The organism is Pseudomonas brassicacearum, from assembly GCF_009601685.2.
In the GTDB taxonomy this organism is placed as follows: domain Bacteria; phylum Pseudomonadota; class Gammaproteobacteria; order Pseudomonadales; family Pseudomonadaceae; genus Aquipseudomonas; species Aquipseudomonas kilonensis_B.
On sequence record NZ_CP045701.2, the window covers coordinates 1,751,731 to 1,772,861 of the forward strand.

Below are 21,131 nucleotides of genomic sequence, written 5' to 3' on the forward strand. Positions count from 1 at the left end.
ATGAGTTTGCTCAATATAGGGATGTCGGGTCTGTCAGCAAGCCAGACTGCGTTGGTGACCACGGGTAACAACATCGCCAACGTCGATACCGCCGGTTATTCGCGCCAGCAGACCGTGCAGACCACCAAGGCCTCGAACCAGTACGGCAACGTGTTCATCGGTTCCGGCACGACCCTGGCCGATGTGCGTCGGGTGTATAACGCCTTCCTTGAAGCACAACTGAAAACCACCACGTCGCTCAACAGTGACGCGGCGGCCTATCAGGGGCAAATCACGCCACTCGATTCCCTGTTGTCGGACAGCGGCACCGGTCTCAACGGGGCGCTGACCAAGTTTTTCGCCTCGGTGCAGAACGTCAACGCCAAGCCGGGTGACGATGCGTCCCGCCAGTTGCTGCTCAGCGATGCCCAGGCCTTGAGCAACCGTTTCAATTCGGTTGCCAGCCAGTTGACCGAGCAGAGCCAGAACATCAACGGCAACCTGTCGAACATGGTGGAGCAGGTCAACAACCTGGCGGCCACCGTTGCGCAGTTGAACAAGAAAATCGCCGAAGTCTCCAACTCCGGTGGCGCACCCAATGACCTGCTCGATGCCCGCAGCGAAACCATTCGCCAGCTCTCGACGTTCACCGGCACGCAGGTCGTCGAGAACGGCAGCAGCCTGGACATCTACCTGGGCTCCGGCCAACCACTGGTGATGGGCAATACCGTCAATACCCTCGAAGCGGTGCCGGACAAGAACGATCCGGGGCGCATTGGCATCCAGCTCAACAGTGGCTCCAGCTCCATGGACTTGACGTCGGTGCTCACCGGCGGCGAGATCGGTGGCTTGATGCGCTACCGCAGCACCGTGCTCGACCCGGCCATGAACGAGCTGGGTCGCGTGGCCCTGGTGGTCGCCGACCAGATGAACAGCATCCAGGCTTCGGGTATCGACATGAACGGGGCCTTCGGCTCCAACCTGTTCAGCAACATCAACAGCGCTGCGCAAATGAGTCAGCGCAGTGTTGCGTCGTTGAACAACAGTGCGGGCTCCGGCAACTTCAACATTGCCATCGAAGACACCGGCAAGCTGACCACCAACGATTACAAGGTGACGTTCACCAGCGGCACGGACTACACCGTCCAGCGCCTGCCCGACGGCACCTCGATGGGCGCGTTCAACACCGCGACCACGCCGCCGCCGGTGATCGACGGTTTCTCGATGACCTTCGCCAACGGCACCGCAGCCGCCGGCGACTCGTTCAAGCTCACCCCGACCCGCAACGCGGCGGCCAGCATCAAGACCGAGATGACCGACTCCAAGCGGCTGGCGATTGCCGCGCCGTTGGGCGCCGCCATCGTGCCAGGGGGCAGCGGTACGCTGACCATTCCGGCCAGCGGCCAGCCAACCATGACGACGAAGCTGGACATCTACGATGAGGCCACCACCAGCATCATCCAGAACGGCATCAAGAATTCCATGCCGGTCAAAGTGGTGTTCGGCGCGACCTCGGCCGATGGCACGAGCCAGGCTTATCAGTTGCTTGATGCACAAGGCGGTACGATCAGCAGCGGTACGATCAAGCCCGGCGAAAGCAACACCCTGAGCCTGAGTGTTCCGCTCAAGGACGCCAGCGGCAACCCGATCCTGGATTCGTCCGTACCGCCGGTGCAGCGCACCGTCACGTTCGACATGTCCATTGCCGGTGCCCCGTCCGATGGTGCCTCCATTAATGTCAGCCTCAGCCAGCCCGGCAGCCTGGACAACCGTAACGGTACTGTCCTGGCGGGTTTGCAGACTGCCAAGACCGTGGATACCGATTCTTCCAGCAAGGGTATTTCCCTGAACGATGCCTACGGCAAGCTGGTAGAAGGCGTAGGTTCCAAGGCCGCCCAAGGCAAGCTCGACAGCGCCGCCACCGGCGCGATCCTGGATAACGCCAAGAACGCCCGCGACTCGCTGTCGGGCGTGGACCTGGATGAAGAAACCGGCAATCTGGTCAAATTCCAGCAGTACTACACCGCGTCTTCGCAGATCATCAAGGCTGCGCAGGAAATCTTCAGCACGCTGATCAACAGTCTTTAAGGAGTCGTAGCCCATGCGCATTTCCACTTCCCAGTTTTACGAAAGCACGGCTGCGAACTACCAGAAGAACTTCGCCAACGTGGTCAAGACCAGCGAAGAGGCCAGCAGCCTGGTGCGGGTGAACACCGCTGCCGATGATCCGGTAGGCGCTTCGCGTCTGCTGCAACTGGGCACGCAAGCGTCGATGCTGGCTCAGTACGAAACCAACACCAACACCATCAAGGCGACCCTGGGCACCACTGAAGCGGTGATGACCAGCATTGGCAACGTGCTGCAGCGCGCCAAGGAATTGGCCGTCGGTGCCGGCAACGCCGGCTACACCGACGCCGATCGCCAGGCCAACGCCTCGGAGCTGGCGCAGATCGAAGAACAACTGCTGAGCTTGATGAACAGCAAGGACGAAAACGGCAAGTACATTTTCGCCGGCTCCAAGGGCGACACCATTCCGTTCACCCGCAACAACGATGGCAGCTACAGCTATAACGGTGACCAGGTGACCCTCGACCTGCCTGTCGGCGACACCATGTCGATGGCCACCAACAGCACCGGCTGGGAAGTGTTCCAGCAGGCCGTCAACACCAGCCGCAGCCAAGTCACCATGACTGCGCCTGCGGTGGATGATGGTCGCGTGGTGCTGTCCAACGGCCAAGTGTCGTCCAGTGTCACCTACAACAGCAAATTCCGCAGCGGCGAGCCGTACACCGTTGAGTTCACCAGCGGTACGCAACTGAAAATCACCGACTCCGGCGGCAACGATGTCACCGCAGAGGCCAGCCTGGGCGGCGCTTTTGACCCCAACAGCAAAAGCGGCCAGGCGGTACAGTTCCGGGGACTGGAACTGACCTTGAACATCAACCTGCAAACCGGTGATACCGCGGGCACTGTGTTGCCCGGCCATACTTTCACCCTGGCCGCCAAACCGGACACCTTTGTCACGACTCGCAGCCCGGGCAACCCGACCACGGTCCAGGTCACTGGCAGCGAAATCACCGACCCGGTGGCCTATCACGCCAGTTTTCCTACCGGTTCGGCCGTATTGAAGTTCACCAGTGCCACCGATTTCGACCTCTACAGCGCGCCGCTGACCGCCAACAGCCAGCCGGTGTCCAGCGGTACCCTGGCCGGCAACGTGGCTACCGCTTCGGGCGTGAGCTTCACACTGGACGGAACGCCTGCCGCTGACGATCAGTTCAGCATCGCGGTCAACACCCATGAGACCCAGAATATTCTGGACACTGTTAACCAGTTGAAAACTGCGTTGAGCACGCCGACCAACAACGATCCGATTGCGTTGCAGAAGTTGCAGGCATCGCTGGCCTCCGGCATCGGCAACCTGGCCAGCGGCACCGATCAGTTGTCCAGCGCCTTGAGCTCGGTAGGTGGGCGTGGCCAGGCCCTGGAAACCCAAAGCGACACGAACCAGAGCCTGCTGTTGGCCAATAACCAGACTCAATCATCGATTCGTGATTCCGATGCGGCCGAAGTGATGACTCGCCTGACCTTGCAGCAGACCATGTTGCAGGCCTCGCAACTGGCGTTCAGCAAGATCGCCCAGTTGGGTCTGTTCAACAAGATCTGAGCCGGTATAGACCGAGCCGCCAACCGTCTTTTTTTAAGCGGTTCCGGGGCTCCGACCTGAAAAGGACGGAGCCCGCCGCTCGAGAGTTTTAACCGTGAAGTCACTTCCGCTCGTCAGTATCGTTATCCCCGCCTACAACCCTAGGTTCTTCGACCAGGCACTGCTCAGTGCCTTGGCCCAGACCTACGAACATATCGAGATCATCGTTTGCGATGATTCGCCTGGCGATGAGATTCGCCAGATCGTCGACTCCTTCACTGAACCGTCCCATCCGATCCGCTATTTGCGAAACTCGAAGCGACTGGGGCTTCAGGGCAACCTGTTGCGGTGTGTCGAAGAGGCCAGCGGTGAGTTCATCAAAGTGCTGTGCGATGACGACCGTCTCTTCGCACCGAGCATTGCGATGCAGGCCCAGGCGTTGATGGATCATGCTGACGTCAGCGTTGTGTTCGCGCTTCGGTTGTTGTGTGACGCAGGTAACTTCATCCTGCCACCCCGTGTGGACAATTGCCGCTTCTCGCCCAATGACGCTTTGCTCAAGGGCGACGACATGCTGGCGATTTTCGAGAGCACGCCGACCAATTTTGTCGGTAATTTCAGTTCGACCCTGATGCGTCGAGCCGATGTGCTGGAATTGTTGCCCGCCCTGATTCAGGAGGGTGCCGGATTTGTTGCGGTGCTCGATTTTGCTTTGTTTGTCTGCCTGATGCGGCGCGGTAATCTGATTGCCTTGAATACCGTGTTAGGTATTGAACGGCTCTACCCGGAGCGTTTGAGCAAGACCCCGGAAATGCTCAAGGCCGCAAGAATAGAATGGGAATGGCTGGCGCAGATGCTTGTTGCGCGCAGCGGTGAAGCGGCTCCGGCCTCCGGCTGGGTGCGCTGCGTTGACCTGGACAAAGTCACCGACCAGCCTCACGCCTGGCAGGAGCTGTGCGTGACTCGTGTGCTAGGCAATCGCAATACCGTCGTCAACGGTCGGGTAGGCGCCCAGAGCGAGAGCTATGCCGAGTTCTACCGTGAATGGCTGTCTATCCGTCGTTTCAGTGAGGTTGAACGGCGTGTCATGCCTGCGCGCATCGACAGTTGGTCGCTGCGTCCGAACATCGTGCCCATTGTCATCGACGGTGCCGGTGACGATGTGGCATTGGCGTCCACGCTGCGCAGCATAGACGGCCAGCTCTATCCGGCCCAGGCTGTCGTGGTGCTTTCCGATGCCCGTTGCGAGGCCAATGACCGGGTGTTGCAGTTGCCCTATCAGCCCGATTGGGCGCGGCAACTCAATGCCATTGTCCCGCAGTTGGAGGGCGCGCATTGGTTTTACCTGTTGCGTGCCGGCGACACGCTGCGTGATTCGGCCTTGTTGATTCTGGCCGAGCGCGTGGCCGGGAAGCCGGGAATTCTCTGCGCTTACAGCGATGAGGGCGCATTGGTAAACGGCGAGTCCATCGAGCCGGTATTCAAGCCTGATTTCAACCTCGACCTGATGCGCGCCTATCCCTACGTCGGCCGGGCCCTGGCCTTCGAACGCGAGCGTTTCATGAGTCTGGGCGGGTTCGATCCGGTTCGCGGTGAGCTGGCGCCCCACGACCTGCTCTGGCGGCTGGTGGAGGAGGCCGGCCCGCAAACCATCGAGCACATTGCCGAGATTCAGGTGGAGTCGACACTGAGCTTCGCCCAGTGGTTGTCGTGGCCGGAGGTTATCGAGGGCAATGCCCCTACGGTTGGTGCTCACCTGGCGCGAATCGGCGCACCTCATGAGATTCGCCAGGATGTGTTGCCGCTGATCAATCGCATCGACTACCGATACGGCACTCGTCCGTTGGTGTCGGTCATCCTGCGCACGGGGGATTCGCTGACAGCCTTGCAGCGCTGCTGCGAAAGCCTGATCGAGCGCACGGCCTATACGCATTATGAAATTCTGATCGTGGATAGCGGCGTCCGGGATCCGGCCATGCTCGGCTGGCTGGCGGACATGGCGCAGTTGGGCGCAAGCATGCTGCGCGTGCTGCGTTACGCCGGTGACGACAATGACGCCGCGGTGCGTAACTTCGCCGCGAGCCAGGCTCGAGGCGACTACTTGTTGCTGCTGAGCCCCCAGATGGTCATTTGCGAGAGTGACTGGTTGGACGAATTGATCAACCACGCCTTGCGCCCGGAAGTCGCGGTGGTCGGCGCAAGGATACTCAGCCCCCAGGGTACGATTGTCGGCGCAGGGCAGATCCTCGGGTTGGCCGGACCGGTAGGGTCACCGTTTTATGGCGAGTCCGCGACCTCTCGTGGCTACATGCAACGTCTGCACACGACCCAGAACTGGAGTTCGGTCAGCAGCGAATGCCTGATGGTGCGCAAGCAAGTGTTCGAAGAACTCGGTTGCCTTGATGAAACGACTTTCACCCAGGGCCTCAGTGACGTCGATTTGTGCCTGCGCGCAGGTAAGGATGGCTATCTGGTGGTCTGGACGCCCTACGCCAGCGTCATGCAAACAACCGGGCAATCGCCAGCCCAGCCGGAAGAAGCGTCGCAGGAGCGCGAGCGTGAAGTTTTCTATCGCAAATGGTTGCCGCAGATTGCTCGTGACCCGGCTTACAGTCCTTCCTTGAGCCTGGGGGCTTCCAGCTTCAGCCTGGAACCTTCGCTGCGCAATAACTGGAATCCCTTCTGCTCCCGTGCGCTGCCGCTGGTACTCGGGCTGCCGGTCAACGCCACTGCGGTTGGCCACTATCGTGTCACGGCCCCGCTGGCCGAACTCGAAGCCAGCGGGCGAGTGATTGCCCGGTTGGCCTATGAGTCGCCTTCGACCGTGGAAATCGAACGGTTGTCGCCAGATACCATCGTGTTGCAAGGGCGCTACAGTGAGGGCGCGGCCGGTGACATCCTGCGGATGAAGAAATATTCCAATGCCTTGCGGATTTTCGAGCTCGACGACTACGTAGTCAGTGCCCCCAAGAAAAACACCCACGCCCGCAATAAGCCGGTCAACACCGAGCAGATGCTGCGCGAGGGGATTGGCTTGTGTGATCGAGTGGTGGTGACGACCCAGCCGCTGGCCGATGCCTTGTCCAGCATGCATAGCGAAATCCGGGTGGTGCCCAACATGCTGCCGCCCGAACCATGGACCCGCTTGACCAGCCGACGAGGAACATCCTCCAAGCCCCGGGTTGGCTGGGGCGGCGGGACCAGCCACAGCGGCGATCTGGAAATCATTGCCGATGTCGTCCGCGAACTGGCCAATGAGGTGGAGTGGGTATTCTTCGGGATGTGCCCGGATGCGTTGCGTCCCTACATCCATGAGTTCCATGCTTCCGTCGGTTTGAACACTTACCCGTTCAAACTGGCCAGCCTGAACCTCGACCTGGCGCTGGCGCCGTTGGAGTTCCACATCTTCAACGACTGTAAGAGCAACCTGCGCTTGCTGGAGTACGGCGCCTGTGGTTATCCGGTGATCTGCACCGACACCAAGGCCTACGATGGCTTCTTACCGTGTACCAAAGTACGCAGCAACAGCACCGAAGAATGGATCGCGGCCATCCGCATGCATCTGGCCGATCCGGACGCCAGCTACCGCATGGGCGATGAACTGCGCGAAGCGGTGCTTCGTGATTTCATGCTCAGCGGCGATAACTTGCAGCATTGGTTGTGGGGATGGTTGCCGGATTGATGTGTGGCAGGGGTAAATCCCCCTCGCCACAAAAAACAGCGCTCAGTTCCCTTTCCGACCCCTATGCCCCCCGAAACGCTGCCATCGGAGCTGGCGCGTTTCCTGCAAGCCCCCCTCATATCGCCATAAAACGAGCGCTCGCGGTCCATCGCAGCGTCCGGATCGGCATTGAAGGTAATCCCTGCGCCCGCAAAGCGAAACAACGCTTGGCCGAGCCCGGTGATGAACAAGAGGGGAGACGATGAAGGCAGTTATCTTGGCAGGTGGTCTCGGTACGCGGATCAGCGAGGAGTCGCACCTCAAGCCAAAGCCGATGATCGAGATCGGCGGCAAGCCAATTCTTTGGCACATCATGAAGCAGTATTCCGCTCATGGAATCCACGACTTCGTGATCTGCCTGGGCTACAAGGGCTATGCCATCAAGGACTTTTTCGCCAACTACTTCCTGCATACCTCTGACGTCACCTTCGACATGTGCAACAACCGCATGGACGTTCATCAGAACTACAGCGAGCCATGGCGCGTGACGCTGATCGACACGGGCGAAGAAACCATGACCGGCGGGCGGCTGCGTCGGGCGGCGCGTTATCTGGAAAACGAAGAGGCGTTTTGCTTTACCTATGGCGACGGCGTCTCGGACCTCAATATCGGTGCGCTGGTGGATTTTCACTTGGCGCACGGCAAGCTTGCTACGGTCACGGCCGTCCAGCCGCCGGGACGCTACGGCGCGCTGGAGCGCAATGGCGATACGGTCCTGGGCTTTACCGAAAAACCCCGGGGCGACGGTGGCTGGATCAACGGTGGTTTCTTTGTACTCTCGCCGAAGGTCCTGCCTTATATCGCTGACGACCAGACCTCCTGGGAGGCCGAGCCGCTGGCGGCATTGGCAACGGAACAGCAGCTCCAGGCGTTCCAGCACGACGGTTTCTGGCATCCAATGGACACCTTGCGGGATAAAAACCACCTCGAAGCCCTGTGGCAAAGCGGGGAGGCCCCATGGAAGCAATGGGACTGAGCCCGGAGTTCTGGCGCGGCAAGCGGGTGCTGGTCACCGGCCATACCGGCTTCAAAGGCAGTTGGTTGACGCTCTGGCTGCAGAGCCTGGGCGCGCAGGTCAGTGGTTTTTCCTTGGACCCGGCCACCCAACCGAACCTGTTCGAACTGGCCCGGGTAGGCGAGGGCATCGATGACCGACGCGGCGACTTGCGCGACCTCGGCGCCTTGCTGGAAGTGCTTGCCGACGTGCAGCCGCAGATAGTCCTGCACCTGGCGGCCCAGCCGTTGGTGCGTGAGGGTTATCGCGACCCGTTGGGTACCTATTCCAGCAATGTCATGGGCACCCTGAACCTGCTCGAGGCGATCCGTCAGATTGGCGGCGTGCGCGCCTGTGTATTGGTAACCACCGATAAGGTCTACGCCAATCAGGAGTGGCTGTGGCCCTATCGTGAAAATGAACCCTTGGGCGGTCACGATCCGTACAGCAGCAGCAAGGCTTGCTGCGAATTGCTGGCGCAGTCTTATGCCGCATCGTTTTTCTCTGCCGATCGTTATGCCGAACACGGTCTGGCCCTGGCCACGGCCCGTGCCGGTAATGTGCTGGGCGGCGGTGACTTCGCTCCTGAGCGTCTGATTCCGGACGTGCTCAGAGCCTGGTCGGCGAACGAGCCGGTGACGCTGCGCTATCCCCAGGCCGTACGCCCTTGGCAGCACGCCTTGGAGCCGCTGGCCGGTTACCTGCAATTGGCCGCGAGCCTCTTTGAGCAAGGTCCGGAGTTCGCCGGTGCCTGGAACTTCGGACCCGGAGAGGCCGACATGTGCAGTGTTGGCGAAGTCGTCCAGTTGCTCGCCGAACGCTGGCCGTTGGCGCCAGGCTTGCGGATTGAACCGAGTGATTTGCACGAGGCTGGCCTGTTGCGCCTGGACAGCAGCCGCGCCCGGCAATTGCTCGATTGGCAGCCGCGCTGGTCGCTGCAGCAATGCCTGGCCCAGACCCTCGATTGGCATTTGGCCTGGCAGAACGGCGATGACATGCGTGCGATAACTCTGAATCAATTGAATCTCTACAGGGGTCGGTTATGACTGATTTCACCCTTCAGGCGTTAGCGCTGGAAGGCTTGTATCTGATCCGGCAAAAAGTCTTCTGCGATGATCGTGGGCGTTTTGCCCGATTGTTCTGTCAGTCCCGCCTCACGCTTCAGGGACGACCGTTCGCTATCCGCCAGATCAACCATTCACGTACGGTCGAAAAAGGTAGCGTACGAGGCTTGCACTACCAAAAGGCCGGATATGCAGAGTCCAAGCTGATTACTTGCATACGTGGCGCGGTATGGGATGTGGTGGTCGATTTGAGGCCGCAATCCCCAACCTACCTGCAGTGGCATGCCGAAGAACTGCGAGCCGATGACGGACGCAGTTTGCTGATTCCTGCCGGCTTCGCCCATGGTTTCCAAGCCCTGACCGATGATACTGAGGTGCTTTACCTGACAGATGCAGACTACGCGCCAGATCATGAAGCCGGCCTCTCGGTCATTGATCCTGCACTGTCTATCCCCTGGCCGCTGCCGGTTAAAAACCTGTCGGCCAAAGACGCGAGCCATCCGTTGCTGGACAAAGACTTCAGTGGAGTTGAGCTGTAATGGGGTATTCCTCGACCGTGCTGGTCACGGGGGCCACCGGTTTTGTCGGTCGGCATCTGGTCAGTGCTTTACTCGCCAAAGGCTTCAAGGTTCGAGCTTCAGGTCGAAACGCCGACATCGCGCGTGCTATGCCATGGTTTGATGATGTGGAGTTCTGCGCGGTAGACATCCACGCACCGGACCTGGACGTGGGTGCTCTGACTGACGGGGTCGATACCATCGCGCATCTGGCTTGGCCAGGCCTGCCGAACTATCAGGCGCTGTTCCATTTCGAGCGAACCTTGCCTTTGGACTACGCGTTTCTCAAACGCGTGATCGAGGCCGGCGTCAGCCATGTGCTGGTCACCGGTACCTGTTTCGAATACGGGCTGCAAAGTGGCCCATTGAGCGAGACGATGATCGCACAGCCCTGCACGCCGTATGGTCTGGCGAAGCATACGTTGCATCGGTTCCTTGAAGCCTTGCAGCGAGAGCATGCATTTACGTTGCAGTGGGCACGCCTGTTTTATTTGCATGGTGCAGGACAGAATCCTAATAGTCTGTTGGCCAGTCTTGATCGGGCGATTGATGAAGGTGATGGGCAATTCAACATGTCTGCGGGCGACCAATTACGCGACTATCTGGAAATCGGACAAGCCGCTTCTCAGTTGGCCTCGCTGATTGCGCGGCGCGATGTCGATGGGGTAATCAACTGTTGCAGTGGCCATCCGGTGTCGGTACGGGCGCTGGTTGAACAGCGAGTGCGCGAGCGTCAGTCGGCCATCGCCTTGAATCTGGGGCACTACGGCTACTCGAGTCATGAGCCCATGGCGTTTTGGGGCGATGCTCAGCGGATTTCGCAGCTCAGGAGAGAAGAACATGCAGCATGAACTGTATCGGGCAAGCGGACTGCCGATCCTGCAGAATCGCACCTTTGCCACTGCCGAACAGGCTCAGGCATCGGCCAGCGCGGATATCGTACTGGTGCAGGACAGCCAGAGCGGTCTGATCTTCAACCAGGCATTTGACGCCAGCAAACTCAGCTATGACGTCGACTACCAAAACGAGCAGGCGCACTCAGTTCAGTTTCAACAGCACCTGAATGATGTCGAGGCGATCCTGGCGCAACATTTCAAAGACAAAAGCCTGATTGAAGTTGGCTGCGGCAAAGGTTATTTCCTAGAAATGCTGCGAGGCCTTGGCTACGCCATCACCGGGATCGATCCTTCCTATGAAGGTGACAACCCTGATGTGATCAAGGCTCCCTTCAGTCGAGAGCTGGGCATGGCGGCTGACGCTATCGTGTTGCGCCATGTGCTGGAGCACATCAGTAATCCGGTCGGCTTTCTGGCTGAAATCGCGGCTGCCAACCAGGGCGGACAGATTTATATCGAAGTGCCGTGTTTCGACTGGATTATTCAGCACAGCGCCTGGTTCGACGTGTTCTACGAGCATGTGAATTACTTCCGCCTTGCCGATTTGCGCGCAATGTTCGGGACGGTGCACGAGGCTGGGCATTTGTTCGGCGGCCAATACCTTTACATCGTTGCAGACCTGTCGACACTGTGCTGTACACCAGCCGAGGCACCACAGCCGCTGATGCTGCCGGAGAACTTCACCGCCAGCCTCGACCGCGCCGTGCAGATCATCCGCGGAGCGCCCGAGCAAGGTTCGGCGATCTGGGGTGCTTCCTCCAAAGGCGTGATCTATTCATTGGCGCTGCAACGCGCAGGCGTGGCAGTGGATCGTGTGGTGGATATCAATCCGGCTAAGCAGGGGCGCTATTTGCCTCTGAGTGGTGTGCGCGTGTCTTCTCCCCAAGAGGCGATGGACACCTTGCCCGAAGGCGCCAATCTGTTTGTGATGAATTCCAATTACCTCGAAGAGATCAAGCGGATGACCGGTGGGCGCTACGTCTATCACGCCGTTGACAGCGCTTCGTTCCAATAACCGCGAGACTCGAACATGACCGACAATACCCTTCACCAAGCTTTTGAAGCCCAATGCCAAGCTGAAATCTCAGCTCAAGGCCAAGACGAGAAAGTCGTTGCGCTGGCCAAGGAGTTTTTCAACGAATCGGCCCGCCACAAGTACAGCTACCATTTTTCATGGATGGGGCGGCCGATCATCCAACTGCCACAGGATATGATGGCCATGCAGGAGTTGATCTGGCAGATCAAGCCTGACCTGATCATCGAATGCGGTATCGCCCACGGCGGTTCGATCATCTATTACGCCTCGCTGCTGGAGTTGCAAGGCCACGGTGAAGTGCTGGGTATCGACCTGGATATCCGCCCGCATAACCGCGAAGCCATCGAGAGCCACCCGATGAACAAGCGGATCTCGATGATCGAGGGTTCGAGCATCGATGCGGCCATCGCCGAGCAGGTCCATGCAGCGGCCAAAGGCAAAAAGGTCATCCTGGTGCTCGATTCCAACCACACCCATGATCATGTGCTCGAAGAGCTGCGTTTGTACGCGCCGCTGGTTTCGGTGGGCAGCTATTGCGTAGTGATGGACACGGTGGTCGAAGACATGCCGGCGGACTTTTTCCCGGATCGTCCATGGGGTCCTGGCGATAACCCGAAAACCGCCGTATGGAAATACCTTGAGGAAAACGGGGATTTTGAAATTGACCAGCAATTGCAGAACAAACTGCTGATCACCGTTGCTCCAGACGGTTATCTGCGTCGGGTTCGTTAATCCATCCGTTTCAAGTCATTGGCGTCTGGCAGGTTGTGGGGACAGGAAATATGCAGGTTCGAAACAATATTCAAAACAACGTGGCACCGCTGAGCGAGCGGTTCACGGTGGTGGTGATCTCCCACAACCGCAGCGCATTCCTGCGGCGCACATTGCATTACTACAGTAGCTATCCGTGTTCGGTGCTGGTGCTTGATTCGTCGGTTGAGCGCGATGAGCAAATCGCCCGGGATTTTCCGTCGGTTGATTATCGCCATTTGCCTCAGTTCACCTACAAGGGGCTGCAGGACAAACTGGTGTACGGCGTCAATCAGGTCACGACGCCGTACATGGTGTTCGCCGCCGATGACGATTTCCTGTTGCACGATGCGTTGACCGAATCGGTGGAGTTTCTCGAGGCCAACCCCGACTACGGCCTGTGCCATGGCTACGGGATCATGTATCTGTCGTGTGCGACCGAAGTGAATTACTTCCGTCGCGATCGCAAGGTGCATGAGGATTACAACAGCGAGCTGGCCGAAGACCGGGTAATCCGCTTCATGGATCAGTTCCTGCCGCCATTTTATGCCGTGACCCGCACTGATCTGCTGCAGCAGTGGTATGGCCTGTTGCCGCCGGGCACCAGTTTCGAATGGCAGGAGATCGGCCACACCTTTTATCTGCTGGCCTGCGCCAAGGCGCGGATCCTGCCGATTCCATTCGCCGTTCGTGAACTCAACTACGGCGGCTCAGAGCACAACACCAACGTGTTGACCGTGCTCAGCTACAAGGATGCAAAAAGTGTCGCCGAGCGAGAGCAGTTCGCGGAGTTCCTGGCGTCCCTTCCGACACCGCTGCGCGAGCAGGCTCCGGGACGGATCAAGCAGATTGCTCTGGACAGCTTCGCGGCCATGGCTGACTGCCTGCAGCAAGGGCGTTCACTTAAGGGTACACAGATCATTCGTTCGGCCTGGCTGCAGGCTGGTGACGAGCCAGTGCGTTCGTTTGGCCCGCAACAATTTGTCGAGATGCCTTTTTACAACCAGCGCGTATTCGATCTCCTGACCCAGTTTGAATTCCTGTTGCACGCCATGCCGGCCGGTCGCCTGCAGCTTCAGCAGTTGGAAGGTATTCTGCTACGCCAGCACGAACTGATGCGCGTGCAACCCAACGATAACGAACGCACATTGCGCAGTCGCTTGTGGGAAGCCCAAGGCCTGTATGCGTTCAACCGTACCGTGGTCAAGCGCTTGGCCGAATCGTTGAAAAACAGCGCAGAGCCTGATGAGGCGGTGAAGTTGCAGGCCTGGGCCGAGCGACTGGACTCGGTGCCGGGTCAGCAGGACCGCCGGCTGCTGGAAAACATGCACTCCGGCCGTCTGTTGAACTGGCTTGAGGTACGTAATCCGGGCGCGCAGCAACTCAAGTCCATCGCGGCTCATCTGGCTGAGCATCAAGGTGGCCCGCGCTTCGGCATCTTGCTGTTGGACCTGGACGCTGACATGTTCAAGCTGCAGGCCACCTTCGACAGCCTGGTCAATGGCCATTGCAAAGCATTCAACGTAGTGGTGTTCACCACGGGTGACCTACCGGCGACCACTTCGGTACGTGACACCGTACACTTCGTCAAAGTCAGCCCCACTAACTATGTCGAGCGCATCAACCAGATCATCGGGCAGTCCAGCGCCGACTGGCTGATGCTGGCCGAGGCCGGTGACCAGTTCACCGCCAGTGGCCTGCTGCGCGCCAGCCTCGAACTGATCGGTGCCGAAGGTGTGCGCGCCGTGGCCATGGATGAAATCCAGCGCAAGGCTGACGGCAGCCTCACCGACGTATTCCGTCCGGGCGTCAACTTCGACCTGCTGCAATCGGTGCCCTCGTTGATGGCGCGTCACTGGCTGATTCGTCGTGAGGTGCTGGCCCAGGCTCGCGGCTTTACGGCTGAATACACTCAGGCCCTGGAGCTGGATCTGTTGTTGCGCCTGATTGAGGACGCAGGGTTGGCCGGCCTGGCGCACCTGGCCGAGCCGTTGTTGATCTGCAACGCCCCGGCCCAGGAAGAAAACCCCCAGGAGCGTCAGGTACTGACACGTCACCTGACCGCTCGAGGGTATCGCGCCCAAGTCACCTCGGCACAGCCGCTGACGTACCAGATCGATTACCAGCACGCCGAGCGGCCCTTGGTATCGATCATTCTCGAAAGCCGGGACAACCTTGAGCAAGTACAGCAGGCGCTGGTCAGCGTGCTGCAGCGCACGCGTTACCATCGGCATGAAATTCTGATCGCGGACAATCACAGCCAATCCGAAACGTTGGCCCAGTGGCTCGACAATCTGGAAGGCAAGGGCGATCGGATCCGCATCCTGCGCAGCGACCAGCGCCTCGGCACTTCGGCCCTGAACAACTGGGCGAGCGCCCAGGCCAAAGGGGATTACCTGGTGCTGCTGTCGGCCCAGGTGCAGGTGGTCAACGCCAACTGGCTCGACAGCCTGCTCAATCAGGCCCAGCGGCCAGAAGTGGGAGTCGTCGGCAGCAAACAAATGGATATACGCGGCATTACCACCCAGGCTGGCCTGGTGCTCAAGCCAGACGGTCAGGTGGTCACGGTATTTGTTGGCGAGCGCAAGGACGCCAAGGGCTACCTCAATGGTCATCAGGCGGAACAGAACTACTCGGCGGTGTCCGGCGCGTGCTTGATGATCCGCAAAGACTTGTTCGACGCTGTGGGTGGCCTGGACGAAGAGCACTTCGCCGACGCCTTCGCCGATGTCGATTTGTGCCTGAAAGCGGCTGATGCGGGTTATCTCACGGTCTGGACACCCCAGGCCCAGATGCTGCACGCCGGTACGTTCCCCGATGCGCCGGAGGCGGCCGACGCCTTGCGCAACAAGTGGCAGGCGCGCTTCGACCACGACGCCGCTCGTAACCCCAACCTGGCCCTGACCGGTACTGGCTTCGCGCTGGGCGACGCCACGGCGGTGGACTGGGCGCGGTTGCTCGCATAGGCCTGGCTGTCAGGTAAAAGGACTCAAGGTATGTTCAACGGTAAATCGATTTTCATCTCTGGCGGCACTGGTTCGTTCGGGCGCAGTTTTATTCGCCGATTGCTGGAGCATTATCAGCCCAAGCGCGTGGTGGTTTTTTCCCGCGACGAACTCAAGCAGTACGAGATGCAGCAGACGTTCAATGCCCCTTGCATGCGTTACTTCTTGGGGGATGTGCGTGACGCCGACCGTTTGCGCCAGGCCATGCGCGGTATTGATTATGTAGTGCACGCGGCGGCTCTCAAGCAAGTGCCGGCGGCAGAGTACAACCCCACCGAGTGCATTCGCACCAACGTCAATGGCGCGGAGAACATTATCGCTGCGGCCATCGACAATGGCGTGAAAAAGGTCGTGGCACTGTCCACGGACAAGGCGGCTAGTCCGATCAACTTGTACGGTGCGACCAAGTTGCTGTCGGATAAACTGTTCGTGGCGGCCAACAATATCGCTGGCGAACAACAGACCCGATTTGCTGTGGTGCGCTACGGCAATGTTGCCGGCTCGCGAGGCTCGGTGGTGCCGTTCTTCAGCAAGCTGATCTCGGAAGGCGCGACGCAGTTGCCTATTACCGACGAACGTATGACCCGCTTTTGGATCACTCTCGATCACGGTGTGCAATTTGTGCTCGACAGTTTTGCCCGCATGCACGGCGGTGAAGTCTTCGTGCCGAAAATTCCGTCGATTCGTATTGTCGATCTGGCGTTGGGCATGGCTGGGCATTTGCCTCACAAAAACGTTGGGATTCGTCCTGGCGAAAAACTCCATGAGCTAATGGTGCCGCTGGACGACGCGCGCATGACCATCGAGTTTGCCGATCACTACACCATCCAGCCGTCGATTCGCTTTACCAGCGTGGATGTGGATTTTACGGTGGATAACCTGGGCGAACGAGGCAAGCCTGTGGCGGAGGACTTCGAATATCGCTCCGACACCAATCCGCATTTTTTGTCGGTGGATCAGATTGCCGACCTTCATGCCCGGTTGCCGACATGATTCCCTACGGTCGGCAAAGCCTCGATCAAGCTGACATCGATGCGGTGGTCGCGGTATTGCACTCCGATTGGCTGACCCAGGGGCCGACGCTTGAGCGTTTCGAACAGGCCATGGCCCTCCGTTGCCAGGCCGATCACGCCGTGGCGGTGTGCAATGCGACCGCCGCGCTGCACATCGCCTGCGTGGCGGCGGGGCTAGGGCCAGGTGATCGTTTATGGACTACCCCCAATACCTTCTTGGCTTCGGCCAACTGCGGGCGTTATTGCGGCGCGCAGGTCGATTTTGTCGATATCGATCCGCTGACCTGGAATCTCGATGTCCATGCCCTTACCACAAAGCTTGAAGAGGCCGAGCGCGATGGGACTCTGCCCAAAGTGTTGGTGGCGGTGGCATTCTCGGGGCAAAGCTGTGACATGCGCAGAATCGGTCAGCTATCCGAGCGATACGGCTTCACAGTGATCGAGGATGCTTCCCATGCTGTGGGGGCGTCTTATGCGGGCCGACCAGTGGGCTGTGGCGAATTCGCGGACATGACAGTGTTTAGTTTCCATCCGGTGAAAATCATCACGAGCGCCGAAGGCGGCATGATCCTGACCAATCGCCCGGACCTGGCACAGCGCCTGCAACGCCTGCGCAGCCACGGAATGACCCGCGACGCCGGTCAAATGACCGAGTCCAGCCATGGGCCGTGGTACTACCAGCAGGTCGAGTTGGGTTTCAATTACCGCATGACAGACCTGCAGGCCGCCCTGGGGCTCTCGCAGTTGAACAAGTTGGATGGGTTTATCGCACGGCGCCGTGAGTTGGCAGCGCGATACGATCGTTTGCTGAGCGGTTTGCCATTGACCTTGCCGGGCTTACAGCCCGAGGCGGAGTCGGCCTGGCATTTGTATGTGGTGCGCTTGCAACTTGATGGCATCACCCTCAGCCACCTTCAGGTATTCGAGGGCTTGCGCGCAGCCGGGATTGGCGTAAACCTGCATTACATTCCGGTTCATTTGCAACCGTATTACCGTGACCTGGGATTCGCCACAGGTGATTTTCCCCAGGCCGAACGTTATTACAGCGAAGCGATCAGCTTGCCTATGTTCCCTTCCCTCAGTGATGAACAGCAGGACTATGTGGTCGAGCAACTACACCGATTGCTTGAGGAGTAACGACACGTGAGCGCAGTCGCGATCATTCCTGCCCGTGGCGGCAGCAAACGGATCCCGCGCAAGAACCTGAAGCTGTTCGATGGCGTCCCGATGATCGTCCGCTCGATTCGTACAGCCCTGGCGTCACGGTTGTTCGATGACGTGATTGTCAGCACCGATGACGAAGAGATCGCTGAGCTGGCGCAGGCCCATGGTGCGCAGGTGCCGTTCATGCGACCTACGACATTGGCCGATGATTTCACGGGGACGGCAGCGGTGATTGCCCATGCCTTGGGTAAATTGCGTGAGCGCTCGTTCGATTTTGCCTGTTGCATCTATGCCACCGCGCCGCTGTTGCAGGCTCGGTTCCTGCGTGAGGGATTTGAGTTGTTACGCGAGCACCCTGACAAGTCATTCGCGTTTTCAGTGACCGGTTTCGGTTTTCCCGTACAGCGGGCCTTGACCTTGGATGAGCAGGGCGCGCTGACCCCGCTTTATCCGCAGTTTCGCGACACGCGCTCCCAGGACCTGCCCGAAGCGTTTCAGGACGCGGGCCAATTCTACTGGGGGCGCCGGGAGGCTTGGTTGCGCGGTGATACGTTGTTTTCGCCCAGCAGCTTGCCGGTGTTCCTGCCTCGCCATCTGGTGCAGGACATCGACACACTCGAAGATTGGAAGCGGGCCGAATACCTCTATGCGGCATTGAAGGCTGGCGGTGAGCTGCAATGAGGGTTCTGATCCGTGCCGACGCTTCGCCAACCATTGGCAGTGGGCACATCGCCCGCTGCCTGACCTTGGCTCGGGTGTTGCGCGAGCAGGGGGCTCATGTCGCGTTTGCTTGCCGCCAGTTGTTGGGGCATCGCCTGCAAGCGTTGGCGTCCGAGGGCTTCGAGACGTTTGTCCTACCGGATTTTTATCCTGGGGAAGACCCGCAGCAGGCCATCGAGTCCTTGCTGCCCTGGCAGGCGGATATCACGGCGTTGGAACAGGTATTGGCCGGCCAGGCTGGTTTCGACTGGCTCATCGTCGACCATTACGGCCTGGATCATTATTGGCAAACTGCCGCCCGGCGCTTTGCGCCAAGGATCATGGCAGTGGATGACTTGGCCACCCGCACTTATAGCGTTGATTTGCTACTCAACCAGAACCTGTCCGGGAACCGAGCTGCCTACTCGGGTTTGTTGCCGGCGCATTGCCAGGCGCTGTTGGGGCCGCGTTATGCGCTGTTGCGAGATGAGTTTCGCTGCGGGGCGATTACCATAAAACCCCAGGCCAGGCGTGTACTGGTGAACTTCGGTGGGTTTGACGCGGCGATGCAGACTCACCGTGCCATGCTCGCGCTGGCGGATTTCGATGAGCTTGAAGTCGATTTTGTCGCGGGTGCCGACAACCCGGCCTGGGCTCAGATGCTGGGGATGTCGGCGAGTCGACCTCACTGGCGACTGCACAGCTTCGTCAGCCATTTCCATCAGCTCATGATCGAAGCCGATCTGTTCATTGGCGCCGGTGGTGGTACCAGTTGGGAGCGCGCCGCAATGGGGTTGCCAACAATTTGCATCGCGGTATCGAATAATCAGCAGGCCAATAGCGAGGTGATGGCGATCTCCGGAGCCCATATTTATCTCGGCCGCCACGAGGAGGTCAGTGTCGAACAGTTACGTCAGGCCATTGGCTTTGTCGCAGGCAATCAAGACCTGCGCAGAAGTTTGGCCGAGCACTCCCGGCAACTGGTCGATGGCCTGGGCGTCCAACGGGTCGCCGTCGCGTTGGCCGGTGCATTGTTGCAAGTTCGCCCGGCCACACAAGACGACGCCCAATTGCTTTTTGATGGCCGTAACGCCGAGGCTGTGCGCCGTGTATCGCTGGATACATCGGTGATCGACTGGAGCCGCCATTGCCAATGGTTGCAAGCAAGCCTGGTCAATGCGCAACGCCTGTTGCTGATCGGCGAAGCGGCAGATGGCCCGGTGGGCGCATTGCGTTATGACCTGCAGGGTGACGAGGCGCTCGTGTCAATCTATCTGTTCGAAGACCGGATGGGGCTGGGGTGGGGCAAAGCGTTGCTGGCCCGTGGCGAAGCGTTTGCTGCTGTCCATTGGCCTCAATTGCGGGCTCTTACCGCACAAGTTTTGCCGGCCAATCAAACCTCCCTGAGCCTGTTTCGCCAGGCCGGTTTTATTCAGAGCACTTGCGTGCTCACGCGCGTATTGAAGGACCACCCTCATGAGTAGTTTCAAGATCGGCCACCGTACCCTCGGGGCGGAGGCGCCGCCGTTCATCATTGCCGAGATGAGCGGCAATCATAACCAGTCCCTGGAGGTGGCGTTACAGATCGTCGAGGCCGCCGCCCGGGCGGGGGCGCACGCCTTGAAGCTCCAGACCTACACGGCCGATACCATGACGCTGGATTTGAGCGCGGGCGAGTTTTTCATCAAGGACCCTAACAGCCTCTGGGCTGGAACGTCTCTTTATGATCTGTATGAAAAAGCCCATACACCTTGGGAATGGCATGCGCCGATTTTTGCCCGGGCCAAGGCGTTGGGCATGCTGGCGTTCTCGACCCCGTTCGACGAAACGGCGGTAGATTTTCTTGAGAGCCTGGATGTGCCAGCCTACAAGATCGCCAGTTTCGAAAACACGGACCTGCCACTGATCCGCCGGGTTGCCGCGACTGGTAAACCGTTGATCATTTCCACCGGCATGGCCAGCATTGCCGAGCTCGACGAAACCGTGCGCGCCGCCCGCGAGGCCGGTTGCAAGGATCTGGTGCTGCTCAAATGCACCAGTACCTATCCGGCCACGCCGGCCAACAGCAATGTGCGCACTATCGCTCATTTGCGAGAATTGTTCGGCTGTGAGGTGGGCTTGTCGGACCATTCCATGGGGGTCGGGGTCTCTGTCGCCGCCGTGGCGTTGGGCGCGACCGTGGTGGAAAAACATTTCACTCTTGACCGCGCCGCTGGCGGTGTGGACGCCAGTTTCTCTCTGGAACCGGCGGAACTCGCGGCGCTGGTGATCGAAACCGAGCGCGCCTGGCAGGCGCTTGGGCAGGTGCACTATGGCGTGACGGAGGCTGAGCGCAAGTCGCTGGTCTATCGCCGGTCGCTGTACGTGACGCAAGACATGAACCCTGGTGATGCGTTTACACCGCAGAACCTGCGGGCCATCCGCCCGGGCCTGGGATTGGCTCCCAAACATGTGGACTCGGTGATGGGCCGGTGCGCTCGCCAGGCAATCGCGCGGGGTACTCCCCTGGCCTGGGCGCTGGTTGAATAGCTTTGTGATCGAGCTAATCAGTAAAATCGCGTGACCTATGAGTCATAACGCGCATCTTCACTGTATTGTATTGACCGG

Annotated in this window: 15 protein-coding genes; all 15 read left to right on the forward strand. The window is 59.4% G+C overall.

Annotated features, from left to right (window positions below; translation table 11 throughout):
• Entirely contained in the window at positions 1–2,067 is a 2,067-nt protein-coding gene (gene flgK / locus GFU70_RS07645) for a flagellar hook-associated protein FlgK (protein WP_058545682.1), read from the forward strand.
• 13 nt (positions 2,068–2,080) lie between these two features.
• Complete coding sequence (locus tag GFU70_RS07650) at positions 2,081–3,646, forward strand: flagellar hook-associated protein 3 (protein WP_116642941.1); 1,566 nt, start codon at positions 2,081–2,083, stop codon at positions 3,644–3,646.
• Between the two features lie 94 nt (positions 3,647–3,740).
• Positions 3,741–7,307, forward strand: coding sequence for a glycosyltransferase (locus GFU70_RS07655; RefSeq protein WP_153387811.1), 3,567 nt, complete (start codon positions 3,741–3,743; stop codon positions 7,305–7,307).
• Positions 7,308–7,548: 241 nt separating this feature from the next.
• On the forward strand, positions 7,549–8,322 hold the full coding sequence (gene rfbF / locus GFU70_RS07660) for a glucose-1-phosphate cytidylyltransferase (RefSeq protein WP_058545679.1): 774 nt from the start codon (positions 7,549–7,551) through the stop codon (positions 8,320–8,322).
• Entirely contained in the window at positions 8,304–9,386 is a 1,083-nt protein-coding gene (rfbG, locus tag GFU70_RS07665) for a CDP-glucose 4,6-dehydratase (protein WP_058545678.1), read from the forward strand. Before rfbF ends, rfbG begins: the two co-directional genes overlap by 19 nt.
• A complete protein-coding gene (gene rfbC / locus GFU70_RS07670; protein WP_058545677.1) occupies positions 9,383–9,943 on the forward strand; it encodes a dTDP-4-dehydrorhamnose 3,5-epimerase in 561 nt (186 codons plus the stop codon). The genes rfbG and rfbC overlap by 4 nt, the downstream gene beginning before the upstream one ends.
• A complete protein-coding gene (locus GFU70_RS07675) occupies positions 9,943–10,812 on the forward strand; it encodes an NAD-dependent epimerase/dehydratase family protein (protein ID WP_153387812.1) in 870 nt (289 codons plus the stop codon). Before rfbC ends, GFU70_RS07675 begins: the two co-directional genes overlap by 1 nt.
• Positions 10,802–11,872 (forward strand): class I SAM-dependent methyltransferase, encoded by a 1,071-nt coding sequence (locus GFU70_RS07680; RefSeq protein WP_058545675.1) that lies wholly within the window; start codon positions 10,802–10,804, stop codon positions 11,870–11,872. The genes GFU70_RS07675 and GFU70_RS07680 overlap by 11 nt, the downstream gene beginning before the upstream one ends.
• 15 nt (positions 11,873–11,887) lie before the next feature.
• On the forward strand, positions 11,888–12,625 hold the full coding sequence (locus tag GFU70_RS07685) for a cephalosporin hydroxylase family protein (protein WP_058545674.1): 738 nt from the start codon (positions 11,888–11,890) through the stop codon (positions 12,623–12,625).
• Positions 12,626–12,675: 50 nt separating this feature from the next.
• A complete protein-coding gene (locus GFU70_RS07690) occupies positions 12,676–15,609 on the forward strand; it encodes a TIGR00180 family glycosyltransferase (protein ID WP_153387813.1) in 2,934 nt (977 codons plus the stop codon).
• 30 nt (positions 15,610–15,639) lie between these two features.
• Positions 15,640–16,641, forward strand: a complete 1,002-nt coding sequence (pseB, locus tag GFU70_RS07695; RefSeq protein ID WP_153387814.1) for a UDP-N-acetylglucosamine 4,6-dehydratase (inverting) — start codon at positions 15,640–15,642, stop codon at positions 16,639–16,641.
• The gene (pseC, locus tag GFU70_RS07700) at positions 16,638–17,798 is read left to right on the forward strand and encodes a UDP-4-amino-4,6-dideoxy-N-acetyl-beta-L-altrosamine transaminase (RefSeq protein WP_153387815.1); all 1,161 of its coding nucleotides are present in this window, start codon (positions 16,638–16,640) and stop codon (positions 17,796–17,798) included. The genes pseB and pseC overlap by 4 nt, the downstream gene beginning before the upstream one ends.
• A 6-nt stretch (positions 17,799–17,804) precedes the next feature.
• Positions 17,805–18,506, forward strand: coding sequence for a pseudaminic acid cytidylyltransferase (gene pseF / locus GFU70_RS07705; protein ID WP_153387816.1), 702 nt, complete (start codon positions 17,805–17,807; stop codon positions 18,504–18,506).
• On the forward strand, positions 18,503–20,008 hold the full coding sequence (gene pseG, locus GFU70_RS07710) for a UDP-2,4-diacetamido-2,4,6-trideoxy-beta-L-altropyranose hydrolase (RefSeq protein ID WP_153387817.1): 1,506 nt from the start codon (positions 18,503–18,505) through the stop codon (positions 20,006–20,008). Before pseF ends, pseG begins: the two co-directional genes overlap by 4 nt.
• Complete coding sequence (pseI, locus tag GFU70_RS07715) at positions 20,001–21,053, forward strand: pseudaminic acid synthase (protein WP_058542246.1); 1,053 nt, start codon at positions 20,001–20,003, stop codon at positions 21,051–21,053. Before pseG ends, pseI begins: the two co-directional genes overlap by 8 nt.
• Positions 21,054–21,131 lie beyond the last annotated feature (78 nt).

Bases quoted from the DNA above. Each gene is read 5' to 3' on its own strand.
- GFU70_RS07680 (WP_058545675.1), top strand. From the start codon at position 10,802: ATGCAGCATGAACTGTATCGGGCAAGCGGACTGCCGATCCTGCAGAAT.
- GFU70_RS07685 (WP_058545674.1), top strand. From the start codon at position 11,888: ATGACCGACAATACCCTTCACCAAGCTTTTGAAGCCCAATGCCAAGCT.
- GFU70_RS07675 (WP_153387812.1), top strand. From the start codon at position 9,943: ATGGGGTATTCCTCGACCGTGCTGGTCACGGGGGCCACCGGTTTTGTC.
- pseG (WP_153387817.1), top strand. From the start codon at position 18,503: ATGAGGGTTCTGATCCGTGCCGACGCTTCGCCAACCATTGGCAGTGGG.
- rfbF (WP_058545679.1), top strand. From the start codon at position 7,549: ATGAAGGCAGTTATCTTGGCAGGTGGTCTCGGTACGCGGATCAGCGAG.
- GFU70_RS07650 (WP_116642941.1), top strand. From the start codon at position 2,081: ATGCGCATTTCCACTTCCCAGTTTTACGAAAGCACGGCTGCGAACTAC.
- GFU70_RS07690 (WP_153387813.1), top strand. From the start codon at position 12,676: ATGCAGGTTCGAAACAATATTCAAAACAACGTGGCACCGCTGAGCGAG.
- rfbC (WP_058545677.1), top strand. From the start codon at position 9,383: ATGACTGATTTCACCCTTCAGGCGTTAGCGCTGGAAGGCTTGTATCTG.
- rfbG (WP_058545678.1), top strand. From the start codon at position 8,304: ATGGAAGCAATGGGACTGAGCCCGGAGTTCTGGCGCGGCAAGCGGGTG.
- pseI (WP_058542246.1), top strand. From the start codon at position 20,001: ATGAGTAGTTTCAAGATCGGCCACCGTACCCTCGGGGCGGAGGCGCCG.
- flgK (WP_058545682.1), top strand. From the start codon at position 1: ATGAGTTTGCTCAATATAGGGATGTCGGGTCTGTCAGCAAGCCAGACT.
- pseB (WP_153387814.1), top strand. From the start codon at position 15,640: ATGTTCAACGGTAAATCGATTTTCATCTCTGGCGGCACTGGTTCGTTC.
- pseC (WP_153387815.1), top strand. From the start codon at position 16,638: ATGATTCCCTACGGTCGGCAAAGCCTCGATCAAGCTGACATCGATGCG.